The sequence below is a fragment of the Pseudonocardia kongjuensis genome, from assembly GCF_039526905.1.
Taxonomy (GTDB): domain Bacteria; phylum Actinomycetota; class Actinomycetes; order Mycobacteriales; family Pseudonocardiaceae; genus Pseudonocardia; species Pseudonocardia kongjuensis.
Genome location: NZ_BAAAJK010000053.1, coordinates 33,186 through 43,426 on the forward strand (window position 1 = coordinate 33,186; position 10,241 = coordinate 43,426).

At 74.5% G+C, this 10,241-nt stretch carries 13 protein-coding genes; 8 read left to right on the plus strand and 5 right to left on the minus strand.

Annotated features, from left to right (window positions below):
* Positions 1–133: 133 nt before the first annotated feature.
* From rpsM to ABD160_RS29895, 8 genes are all read left to right on the plus strand, one after another.
* The gene (rpsM, locus tag ABD160_RS29860) at positions 134–514 is read left to right on the plus strand and encodes a 30S ribosomal protein S13 (protein WP_344028896.1); all 381 of its coding nucleotides are present in this window, start codon (positions 134–136) and stop codon (positions 512–514) included.
* Positions 514–921, plus strand: coding sequence for a 30S ribosomal protein S11 (rpsK, locus tag ABD160_RS29865; protein ID WP_344028899.1), 408 nt, complete (start codon positions 514–516; stop codon positions 919–921). Before rpsM ends, rpsK begins: the two co-directional genes overlap by 1 nt.
* A 17-nt stretch (positions 922–938) precedes the next feature.
* Positions 939–1,544, plus strand: a complete 606-nt coding sequence (gene rpsD / locus ABD160_RS29870) for a 30S ribosomal protein S4 (protein ID WP_344028902.1) — start codon at positions 939–941, stop codon at positions 1,542–1,544.
* 91 nt (positions 1,545–1,635) lie between these two features.
* On the plus strand, positions 1,636–2,688 hold the full coding sequence (locus ABD160_RS29875) for a DNA-directed RNA polymerase subunit alpha (RefSeq protein WP_344028904.1): 1,053 nt from the start codon (positions 1,636–1,638) through the stop codon (positions 2,686–2,688).
* 2 nt (positions 2,689–2,690) lie between these two features.
* Complete coding sequence (gene rplQ, locus ABD160_RS29880; RefSeq protein WP_486362826.1) at positions 2,691–3,428, plus strand: 50S ribosomal protein L17, sunset domain variant; 738 nt, start codon at positions 2,691–2,693, stop codon at positions 3,426–3,428.
* A gap of 74 nt (positions 3,429–3,502) precedes the next feature.
* Positions 3,503–4,306 carry a tRNA pseudouridine(38-40) synthase TruA gene (truA, locus tag ABD160_RS29885; RefSeq protein WP_344028906.1) on the plus strand — a complete coding sequence of 268 codons (804 nt, stop codon included), beginning with the start codon at positions 3,503–3,505 and terminating at the stop codon, positions 4,304–4,306.
* Positions 4,307–4,332: 26 nt separating this feature from the next.
* Entirely contained in the window at positions 4,333–4,779 is a 447-nt protein-coding gene (locus ABD160_RS29890) for a nucleoside deaminase (RefSeq protein ID WP_344028909.1), read from the plus strand.
* A 15-nt stretch (positions 4,780–4,794) separates the two neighbouring features.
* Positions 4,795–5,091: a YciI family protein gene (locus tag ABD160_RS29895; protein ID WP_344028912.1), complete on the plus strand. Its 297-nt coding sequence runs from the start codon at positions 4,795–4,797 to the stop codon at positions 5,089–5,091.
* A 2-nt stretch (positions 5,092–5,093) separates the two neighbouring features.
* Here the strand turns inward: ABD160_RS29895 and ABD160_RS29900 are convergent, their stop codons facing one another.
* Genes ABD160_RS29900 through ABD160_RS29920 form a run of 5 tightly spaced genes read right to left on the minus strand, consistent with a single transcriptional unit; the run spans position 5,094 to position 10,221 of the window.
* Positions 5,094–5,747, minus strand: coding sequence for an ABC transporter ATP-binding protein (locus tag ABD160_RS29900; RefSeq protein ID WP_344028914.1), 654 nt, complete (start codon positions 5,745–5,747; stop codon positions 5,094–5,096).
* Positions 5,744–6,700: an ABC transporter ATP-binding protein gene (locus ABD160_RS29905; protein ID WP_344028916.1), complete on the minus strand. Its 957-nt coding sequence runs from the start codon at positions 6,698–6,700 to the stop codon at positions 5,744–5,746. The genes ABD160_RS29900 and ABD160_RS29905 overlap by 4 nt, the downstream gene beginning before the upstream one ends.
* Positions 6,697–7,626 (minus strand): ABC transporter permease, encoded by a 930-nt coding sequence (locus tag ABD160_RS29910; RefSeq protein WP_344028919.1) that lies wholly within the window; start codon positions 7,624–7,626, stop codon positions 6,697–6,699. The genes ABD160_RS29905 and ABD160_RS29910 overlap by 4 nt, the downstream gene beginning before the upstream one ends.
* On the minus strand, positions 7,619–8,629 hold the full coding sequence (locus ABD160_RS29915; protein WP_344028921.1) for an ABC transporter permease: 1,011 nt from the start codon (positions 8,627–8,629) through the stop codon (positions 7,619–7,621). Before ABD160_RS29915 ends, ABD160_RS29910 begins: the two co-directional genes overlap by 8 nt.
* Entirely contained in the window at positions 8,626–10,221 is a 1,596-nt protein-coding gene (locus ABD160_RS29920) for an ABC transporter substrate-binding protein (protein ID WP_344028924.1), read from the minus strand. The genes ABD160_RS29915 and ABD160_RS29920 overlap by 4 nt, the downstream gene beginning before the upstream one ends.
* Positions 10,222–10,241 lie beyond the last annotated feature (20 nt).

Sequence of the window (10,241 nt, forward strand, 5' to 3'; positions counted from 1 at the left end):
GCCCCCGACGTACCCGTCGGGCCACGAGGGCCCGGAGGCACCCCCGGAACCAGGCCGGGGCCCGCATCGCAGCGGCGGAGCGGGACGGACGTCGGGAAGACCTGGCACGAGAACCGAACGGAGACAACGCCGCATGGCACGTGTTGCCGGCGTCGACCTCCCCCGCGACAAGCGGATGGAGATCGCGCTCACCTACATCTACGGGGTCGGACGAGCCCGGTCCAAGGAGATCCTCGAGGGCACGGCGATCAGCCCTGACCTGCGGTCGAAGGACCTGACCGACGAGGACGTCACCAAGCTCCGCGACTACATCGAGGAGCACCTGCGGGTCGAGGGTGACCTGCGCCGCGAGGTGCAGGCGGACATCCGCCGCAAGATCGAGATCGGCTCGTACCAGGGCATCCGCCACCGTCGCGGTCTCCCGGTCCGCGGCCAGCGCACGAAGACCAACGCGCGCGGCCGCAAGGGCCCGAAGAAGACCGTCGCCGGTAAGAAGAAGGCAGGTAAGAAGTAATGCCGCCCCGCGCACGCCAGGGCACCGGACCCAAGAAGGTCCGCCGTCGCGAGAAGAAGAACGTCGCGCACGGGCACGCCCACATCAAGAGCACGTTCAACAACACGATCGTGTCGATCACCGACCCGACCGGTGCCGTCATCGCCTGGGCCTCGTCCGGCAACGTCGGCCTCAAGGGCTCGCGCAAGTCGACGCCGTTCGCCGCGCAGCTGGCCGCCGAGAACGCGGCCCGCAAGGCCGCCGAGCACGGCATGAAGAAGGTCGACGTCTTCGTGAAGGGCCCGGGCTCGGGCCGCGAGACCGCGATCCGCTCGCTGCAGGCCGCCGGCCTCGAGGTCGGCACCATTTCCGACGTCACCCCGCAGCCGCACAACGGCTGCCGTCCGCCCAAGCGGCGCCGGGTCTAGGGGAAGGGGACTACACCATGGCTCGCTACACCGGCCCCATGACCCGCAAGTCGCGCCGACTGAAGACCGACCTCGTCGGCGGCGACCAGGCGTTCGAGCGTCGTCCCTACCCGCCCGGCCAGCACGGCCGGATCCGGATCAAGGAGACCGAGTACCTCCTGCAGCTGCAGGAGAAGCAGAAGGCGCGCTTCGGCTACGGGCTGCAGGAGAAGCAGCTCCGCAGCTACTACGAGGAGGCGCACCGCCGGGAGGGCAAGACCGGCGACGAGCTGCTGCAGATCCTCGAGTCGCGCCTGGACAACGTCGTGTACCGGGCGGGTCTCGCCCGTACCCGGCGGATGGCCCGCCAGCTGGTGAACCACGGCCACTTCCTGGTCAACGGGAAGCGCGTGGACATCCCCAGCTACCGGGTCTCCCGCTACGACATCATCGACGTCCGCGACAAGTCGCGGAACACCGATCCGTTCGTGATCGCCCGGGAGACCCAGGGCGAGCGTCCGGTTCCGGCGTGGCTGCAGGTCGTTCCGTCGACGCTGCGCATCCTGGTCCACCAGCTGCCCGAGCGCGCTCAGATCGACACCCAGGTCACCGAGCAGCTCATCGTCGAGTTCTACTCGAAGTAGCTCGACATCCCGCCGCCCCGCAGGGAGGGGCGGCGGTGCACTGCGGCGTCAAATAGCGGTCGTCGCAGGTGTCGTAAGGAGGCACACACCCATGCTGATCTCTCAGCGACCCGCCCTCACCGAGGACGTCGTCACCGAGACCCGGTCCCGGTTCGTCATCGAGCCGCTGGAGCCGGGCTTCGGCTACACGCTCGGCAACTCCCTGCGCCGGACGCTGCTGTCGTCCATCCCCGGCGCCGCCGTCACCTCCATCCGGATCGACGGCGTCCTGCACGAGTTCACCACCGTGCCGGGGGTCAAGGAGGACGTCACCGACATCATCCTGAACCTCAAGGAGCTCGTCGTGAGCTCCGAGGAGGACGAGCCGGTGACCATGTACCTGCGCAAGCAGGGCCCGGGCGCGGTCACCGCCGGCGACATCGTGCCGCCGGCCGGTGTCACCGTGCACAACCCGGACCTGCACATCGCCTCGCTGAACGACAAGGGCCGGCTCGAGGTCGAGCTCGTCGTCGAGCGCGGCCGCGGGTACGTCCCGGCGATGCAGAACAAGGCCACCGGTGCCGAGATCGGCCGGATCCCGGTCGACTCGATCTACTCCCCGGTGCTGAAGGTGACCTACAAGGTCGAGGCCACGCGAGTCGAGCAGCGCACCGACTTCGACAAGCTCGTCCTCGACGTCGAGTCGAAGCCGTCCATCACCCCGCGGGACGCGCTGGCCTCGGCCGGCAAGACCCTGGTCGAGCTGTTCGGCCTGGCCCGCGAGCTGAACGTGGACGCCGAGGGCATCGAGATCGGCCCCTCCCCGCAGGAGGCGGACACCATCGCGGCGTTCGCGATGCCGATCGAGGAGCTGGACCTCACGGTCCGGTCCTACAACTGCCTCAAGCGCGAGGGCATCCACACGGTCGGCGAGCTCGTCGGCCGCAGCGAGGCGGACCTGCTCGACATCCGCAACTTCGGCGCCAAGTCGATCGACGAGGTCAAGATGAAGCTCGTCGGTCTCGGCCTGGCCCTCAAGGACAGCCCGCCCGGGTTCGACCCGTCGGCGGCGGCGAGCGACTACGGCGCCGACGGTGACAGCGGGTTCGACCCCGGCACCTTCGGTGACGACGGTCAGGACTACGCAGAAACGGAGCAGTTGTAGCCATGCCCCAGCCCACCAAGGGGGCCCGCCTCGGCGGGTCACCCGCGCACCAGCGGCTGATCCTGGCCAACCTGGCGACCTCGCTGTTCGAGCACGGCCGGATCACCACCACCGAGGCCAAGGCCCGGCGGCTGCGTCCGTACGCGGAGCGGCTGATCACCAAGGCCAAGGCCGGCGACCTGCACAACCGTCGCCAGATCATGAAGGTGATCCGCGACAAGTCGGTCGTGCACCGCCTCGTCACCGAGATCGGCCCGTTCTTCGCGGACCGCAACGGTGGCTACACCCGGATCACCAAGACGATGCCGCGCAAGGGCGACAACGCCCCGATGGCGGTCATCGAGCTGGTCCAGCAGAAGACGGTCACCGACGAGGCGAACCGCGCCCGCCGCGCGGCCGCCGCGCAGGCCGCCGACTCCGCCCCGGCGGAGGAGTCCACCGCTCCGGCGGACGAGGCCACCACCGAGGAGACCGTCACCGAGGAGAGCACCTCCGCGGAGACGGCCACCGAGGAGACCGCCGAGGCCCCGTACGGCGAGGGCAGCCACGCCCCGCTGGACGACCCGGCGCAGGCCCCCGAGGGCTTCGAGATCAAGGGCAACGCCGACTCGATGCTCTACCACGTCCCCGGTTCGTCGCACTACGACCGCACCGTGGCCGAGGTCTGGTTCGCCAGCGAGGAGGCCGCCGAGGCCGCCGGTTTCGCGAAGCCGGCGTCCCAGCAGGAGTCCGACTCCTGAGCCAGCCGCACCACCCCGCCGGGCCCGCCGTCGACTCCGACGGCGGGCCCGGCGGCGTTGCCGCCCCGTTCCGGGTGCGGCTCGACATCGCCTACGACGGCACCGGCTTCTCCGGCTGGGCCGCGCAGCCCGACCGGCGCACCGTGCAGGGCGTGCTGACCGACGCGCTGTCCACCGTGCTGCGGGTCCCGCTGCGGCTGACCGTCGCCGGGCGCACCGACGCCGGGGTGCACGCCTCCGGGCAGGTCGCCCACGTCGACCTGCCGGGCGAGCTCGACACCCGGGTCGACGGGCTGCTCCGGCGGCTCAACCGGCTGCTGCCCGCCGACGTGCGGGTCCGCGCCGTCGGCCGGGTGCCGGACACCTTCGACGCCCGGTTCTCGGCGCTGCGCAGGCACTACCGCTACCGGGTCAGCACCGCGCCGTACGGCGCCGAGCCGCTGCGTGCGCGGGACACCGTCGCCTGGCCGCACGATCTCGATCCGGAGCCGATGAACGCCGCCTCGGCGCTGCTGCTCGGGGAGCACGACTTCGCCGCGTTCTGCAAGCGCCGCGAGGGCGCCACGACCGTACGCGCGCTGCAGCGGCTGGACTGGGCGCCCGCCGACGGCGAGCCCGGGGTGCTGGTCGCCTCGGTGTCGGCGGACGCGTTCTGCCACTCGATGGTGCGCAGCCTGGTCGGCGCGCTGCTGGAGGTCGGGCGCGGGCACCGCGATCCCGGCTGGCCCGCCGCTCTGCTCACCCGGACCGCGCGGGCGTCGGAGGTGCTGGTGGCGCCGCCGCACGGGCTGTCGCTGACCGGCGTCGACTATCCGGCCGACGACGAGCTCGCCGCGCGCGCCGACACCACCCGCAGGCTGCGGGTCGCGGGCGGCTAGCGACCCGGGACGCTAGGTTCGCCGGCATGGACCCGAGCTGGCTGGACGTCGCGATCGCCGAGGCGCGGACCGGGCTGGCGTCCGGCGGGATCCCGATCGGCGCCGCCCTGGTCGGGCCGGACGGCGAGGTGCTGGGCCGCGGGCACAACCGCCGGGTGCAGGACGACGACCCGTCGGTGCACGCCGAGACCGCTGCCTTCCGGGACGCGGGCCGGCAACGCGACTACCGGGCGACGACCATGGTGACCACGCTGTCGCCCTGCTGGTACTGCTCGGGTCTGGTCCGCCAGTTCGGCATCGGCGCGGTGCTGGTCGGCGAGGCGCGCACCTTCCACGGCGGGCACGACTGGCTCGCCGGGCACGGCGTCCGGATCCGGGTGCTCGACGACGAGCGCTGCGTGGCGATGATGACCGCATTCGTCGCCGAGCGTCCCGAGCTGTGGAACGAGGACATCGGGGTCGCCCCGGGGTGACCTAGGCTGCCGCACGTGACGACCTTCGCCGTGCTCTACACCTACACCGACGACGACGACCGCCGGTTCGCCGCCCGTCCCGACCACCGCGCCTACCTGGAGGCGCAGCCCGGCCTGCTGGTCGCCGGGGCGTGGGCGCCGGACGAGCCCGCCGGCGGGCTGCTGGTGTTCCGGGCGGAGGACCGGGCCGCGGTGCAGGCCGTCGTCGACAGCGACCCGTACACCCTGGCCGGCGTGATCGCGGACGTGCAGATCCGCGAGTGGGCCCCGCCGCTCGGCCCGGTCGCCGCGGCGCTCACCGCCGACTCCTGAGCTCAGGCCCAGGGCCGCACCACCCGGCCCGCCCACGCCGCCAGCAGCGGCTCGTCGTGGCTGACCGCCAGCACGCCGAGCCCGCGGCCGGACACCTCGCCGGCCACCACCGAGACCAGGGCCGCGGTGGTGGAGGCGTCCAGCATCGCGGTCATCTCGTCGCACAGCAGGTAGTCCGGCCGGGGCGCCAGCGCCCGGGCGAGGCAGGCGCGCTGCAGCTGCCCGTCGGACACCTCGTGCGGGCGGCGTGAGCGCAGCTCGGCGGTCAGGCCGACCTGCCGGGCGACCTCGGCGACCCGGGCGTCCACCGCGGGAGCGGGCACACCGGCCGCGTGCAGCGGCTCGGCGACGATCCGGTCCAGGGTGAGCCGCGGGTCGGCCGCGGCGCGCGGCGACTGGAAGACCACCCCGATCCGCCTGCGCAGCGCCGCGGGCGCGTCGAAGCGGAACCGGCGCACCGGCTCGCCGTCCACCGACACGGTGCCCGACCACGGCGCGTGCAGCAGCGCCAGCACCCTGGTCAGGGTGGACTTCCCGCAGCCGGACGGCCCGGCCAGGCCGAGCACCGTCCCGGGCTCCACGGCCAGGTCGATCCGGTCGACGACCGGATGCCCGCGCCGCCAGCCCGCGGTCACCGCCTCCGCGCGCAGGCTCACGACGCCCGCCCCACCGGCCGGTGGCAGGACACCGTCCGGTCGCCGTGCCGGACCGGCGCGGGATCGCCGGAGCAGTCGTCGCGGGCCGGACAGCGCGGCGCGAACGCGCAGCCCTCCGGCAGCGCCGAGAGCTCCGGCGGGTGGCCCGGCACCGGGGTGAACCCGGCGTCCGGCAGCGCACCCAGCAGGCCGGTCGTGTACGGGTGCCACGGGTCGGTGAACACGCCGTCCGCCGGGCCGCTCTCGACCAGCCGGGAGGCGTACATGACGGCGACGTCGTCGGCGACGTCGCGGGCCGCCCGCAGGTCGTGGGTGATCAGCAGGACGGCCCGGCCCTCCGCCGCCAGCCCGGCCAGCAGCCCGGTGACGTGCTCGACCAGCGGCCGGTCCAGCCCGGCGGTCGGCTCGTCGGCGAGCAGCACCGGCGGGTCCCCGGCCAGCGCCGACGCGAGCCCGGCCCGCTGGGCCTGCCCGCCGGACAGCTCGTGCGGGTAGGACCCGAGCACGTGCCGGGGCAGGGCGACCCGCTCCAGCAGCTCGGCCGCCGGGGTGGGGGTGCCGAGCCGGGCGAGGGTCTCGCGCAGCTGCGCACCGACGGTCCGGGTGGGGGTGAGGTGGGTGGCGGCCGACTGCGGGACCAGGCCCAGCAGCCGTCCGCGGACCCGGTCGCGCAGCGCCGCCTCGGGGGCGCCGAGCAGCTCCAGCGGTCCGTCCGGGGTGGACAGGACGGCCCGGCCGCGGACCGAGGCGGTACCGGGCAGCAGCCCGGTGAGCGCCTCGGTGAGCACCGACTTGCCGCAGCCGGACTCGCCGACCAGCGCGGTCAGCCGTCCGGCGTGCAGGTCCAGGTCGGCGCCGGTGACCGCGCGCACCGTGCGGGCCCGGGCGCCGCGGCCCACCCGGAACGCGACGTCCAGCCCGCGGACGGCGAGCACCGGCTCCGCGGCGCTCACAGCGCCTGCTCCGAACGCCGGCGGGGCAGCGAGCGGTCCCGCCACCAGGCGGCGATCCCGGCCACCGACAGCGTCGTCGCGGCCAGCAGGACGCTCGGGAACACCACGATCCACCAGGAGCCCAGCAGCACCGCCTGCCTGCCCTCGCCGAGGATCGTGCCCAGGCTGGCCAGGTGCGGCGGCAGCCCGAGGCCGAGGAAGCTCAGCGCGGTCTCGTGCCAGACCGCGTGCGGCAGGATCAGCACCGCGGACAGCACCGCCTGCGGCAGCACCGCCGGCAGCAGGTGCCTGCGCAGCACCCGCCACCGGGAGGCCCCGCCGGAGATCGCCGCGTCGACGAACGGGCGGCCGCGCAGCGAGAGGATCTCGGCGCGCACCACCCGGGCCACCGTCGTCCAGTGGGTCAGCCCGATCGAGGCGATCACGGCGAGCACGCTGCCCCGGTAGAGCGCGACGATCACGATGCCGAGCAGCAGGTGCGGGACGGCGTTCACCGCGTCCACCACCCGCATCAGCAGCCGGTCGTACCAGCCGCCGAGCAGCCCGGACAGCGCCCCGAACAGCGTCCCGATCACCGTCGAGAGCACCGCGCAGGCTGCGGCGACCTGCAGCGACACCCACAGCCCGGCGAACGAGCGGAGCAGCACGTCGCGGCCCACCGAGTCGATGCCGAACGGGTGCTCCGGGGACGGCGGCAGGCGGATCGCGTCGTAGTCGACGGCGCCCTGGTCGAGCCCGCCCAGCCACGGGACGAGCAGCGCACCCAGCACCAGCAGGGTCAGCCCGGACGCCCCGGCGACCAGCCGGGCCCGCCCGGACCGGCGGCGCCCGCGCGGCGAGCCCGGGCGCGGCCGCCCGGCCGGCCGCCACTCGCCCGCCGGTGGCCGCTCCCGGGTGCGCGGCGCGAGGCCGGTCCGCTCAGACATCGGCGTCCACCCGGGGATCGAGCAGCAGCACCGTCAGGTCCGCCACCAGCGAACCGGCCAGCACGGCCACCGCGGAGAGCAGGGTGAGGGCGGCGAGCAGCGGGAAGCCGACCGCCAGCGCCGCCGTGACGACGGCGGCGGCGATCCCCGGCCAGGAGAACACCGTCTCCACCAGCACGGCCCCGGTGACCAGCTCGGGCAGCCGGTTGCCGAGCACGGTCACGAACGGCAGCAGCGCCGTCGGCAGCGCGTGCCGCAGCACGACGACCGGCTCGGGCAGGCCGCGGGCGCGGGCGCCGGTCACGTGGTCGTCGTCCAGCGAGGAGATCAGCGACGCCCGGACGTGCAGCACCAGCCACGGCGTCTGGGACACCCCGAGCACCAGCGCGGGCAGCACCAGGTGCCGGCTCACCTGGTCGACGGTGGGCGCCGCGCCGGCGTCGGTGAGCCCGGCGACCGGCAGCACCGGCCAGGCGACGGCGAACACCGCGATCGCCCCGAGCGCCAGCACGAACGGCGGCAGCCCCTCCAGGGTGTGCCCGACGGCGGTCACCGCCCGGTCGAACCAGCCGCCCTGCCGCCAGGCCGCGACGGTGCCCGCGACCAGCGCCAGCACCAGCGAGACCAGCAGCGCGCAGGTGACCAGCAGCAGCGTCCAGGGGAGCCGCTCGGCGATCACCTGGGCCACCGGCTGGCGCATCGACAGGCTCTGCCCGAGGTCCCCGGACAGCAACCCGCCGAGCCAGCGGCCGAGCTGCACCCACACCCCGCCGTCCAGGCCGAGCGCGCGCTCGGCGGCCGCGATGTCGGCGTCGCTCGCCGAGAAGATCCCGACCCCGAAGTACTGGTAGACCGGCCGGAACGGCGACGCCGCGGCCAGCAGGAACACCCCGACCGCCACCACCAGCACGGTCGGCACGCCGAGCAGCACCCGGAGCCCGACGAGCCGGGCGACGGCCCGCCCGCGCCCGCGGTGCCCGGCCGCGGCCGCCGGTGCGGTCACTGCCGCGGTGTCCAGTCCTCGAGGTTCCACCACGGCCCCCAGGTGACGCCGTGCGTGTGCGGCTCGACGACCTCGACGTAGCCGTCCCAGTCGTCCCGGGACACGTAGCTGTGGCCGAGGAAGGCCAGGAACACCATCCCGGGATCGGCGACGTAGGCCCGCTGGAAGTCCTTGATCCGCTCGTTGCGGGTCGCCTCGTCGGGCGCCCGCAGCGCCGCGTCGAGCGCCGCGTCCACCTGCGGGTTGCGGTAGGAGCCGGGATTGTTGAAGCCGTCGGCGGCGTTCGCCGAGTGCAGCAGCTGCCACGCCTTGAAGCCCGGGTCGAACGGGTCCCCGCCGCCCAGGACGAGCGCGTCCTGGCCCATCCGCGGCTCGATCGCCTCCCAGCCGAGGCCCTCCAGCCGGACGTCGATGCCGGCCGCCCGCACGTCCGAGGCGAACGCCTGCGCGAGATCGCGCCGGACGGTGTCGGTGGCCGGGTACATCAGGGTGAAGCTCGCCGGCTGCCCGTCCCGGCTGCGCATCCCGTCCGGCCCGGCGGCCCAGCCGGCCTCGTCCAGGATCCGGGCGGCGGCGGCCGGGTCGTGCGGGAACGTCGCGGACGGCTCGACCTGCTCCGGGAGCACCCCGGGGATCGGGTGGTGGGCGGGCTCGCCCTGGCCCGCGAGCAGCGCCTCGATCATGCCCTCGCGGTCGACCGAGCGGTTCAGCGCGGCCCGGATCGCGGGATCGGCGGTGACCGGGTTCGCGAACGGCAGCGCGATGGTGCGGTAGTCCGCGGAGGCGTGCTCGCGCAGCGCGAGGCCGCTCTGCTCGGCGACCGGCCGGGCCAGCGCCGGCGGCAGCACGGTGCCGTCGAACTCGCCGGCGGCGGTGCGCTGGGCGCGGGTGTTGTCGTCGGTGGCGAACACGACCGTCACCCGCTGCACCGCCGGGGCGCCGCCCCAGTACCGCTCGTTCGCCTCCATGATCATCGTGTCCCCGCGGCGCCACTCGGCGAGCCGGTACGGCCCGGTCCCGAGCGCCTCGGTGTTCACCGCCAGGTCGGCGACCGGGCCGCCGTCGTCGAGCACCTCGGACGGCAGGATCCCGGTGGTCAGGCGGTCCGGGAACGCGCCGTAGGGGTAGGCGAGGTCGAACCGGACGGCGTCCTCGCCGACGGCCTCGACGGCGTCGAGCATCGGGACGCCGGAGCGGATGGTCGCCGCCCGGTCCGGATCGAGCACGGCCTGGTAGGTGGCGACCACGTCCTCCGGGCCGAACGCCGAGCCGTCGTGGAAGGTGACGCCGGAGCGCAGCGGGACGGTCCAGGACCGCTGGTCGGCCGACGGGGTCGCGGGGCCGGCGGCCAGCGCCGGTTGCAGCGTCCGCTCGGCGTCCCGGGAGTACAGGCCGTCGTAGAACTTGCTCGCCCCCTCCGAGCCGTACCCGAGCAGCGGGTTGAGGTCGTCCGGCTCGTAGCCGTCGGCGAGCGTCATCGTGGAGCCGTCGCCCCCGGGACCGGCCTCGCCGGGCCCCGGCGTCGGCGCGGCGCAGCCCGCGACGAGCAGGCCCACCAGCAACGGGACCGCGATGTTCCGCAGCGTGATCACGCTGTGGCACATTATGGGCA

Excerpts from the sequence above, each read along its gene's own strand:
- ABD160_RS29910 (WP_344028919.1), bottom strand. The coding sequence starts at position 7,626 with ATGTCTGAGCGGACCGGCCTCGCGCCGCGCACCCGGGAGCGGCCACCG.
- ABD160_RS29890 (WP_344028909.1), top strand. The coding sequence starts at position 4,333 with ATGGACCCGAGCTGGCTGGACGTCGCGATCGCCGAGGCGCGGACCGGG.
- rpsM (WP_344028896.1), top strand. The coding sequence starts at position 134 with ATGGCACGTGTTGCCGGCGTCGACCTCCCCCGCGACAAGCGGATGGAG.
- rpsD (WP_344028902.1), top strand. The coding sequence starts at position 939 with ATGGCTCGCTACACCGGCCCCATGACCCGCAAGTCGCGCCGACTGAAG.
- rpsK (WP_344028899.1), top strand. The coding sequence starts at position 514 with ATGCCGCCCCGCGCACGCCAGGGCACCGGACCCAAGAAGGTCCGCCGT.
- rplQ (WP_486362826.1), top strand. The coding sequence starts at position 2,691 with ATGCCCCAGCCCACCAAGGGGGCCCGCCTCGGCGGGTCACCCGCGCAC.
- ABD160_RS29875 (WP_344028904.1), top strand. The coding sequence starts at position 1,636 with ATGCTGATCTCTCAGCGACCCGCCCTCACCGAGGACGTCGTCACCGAG.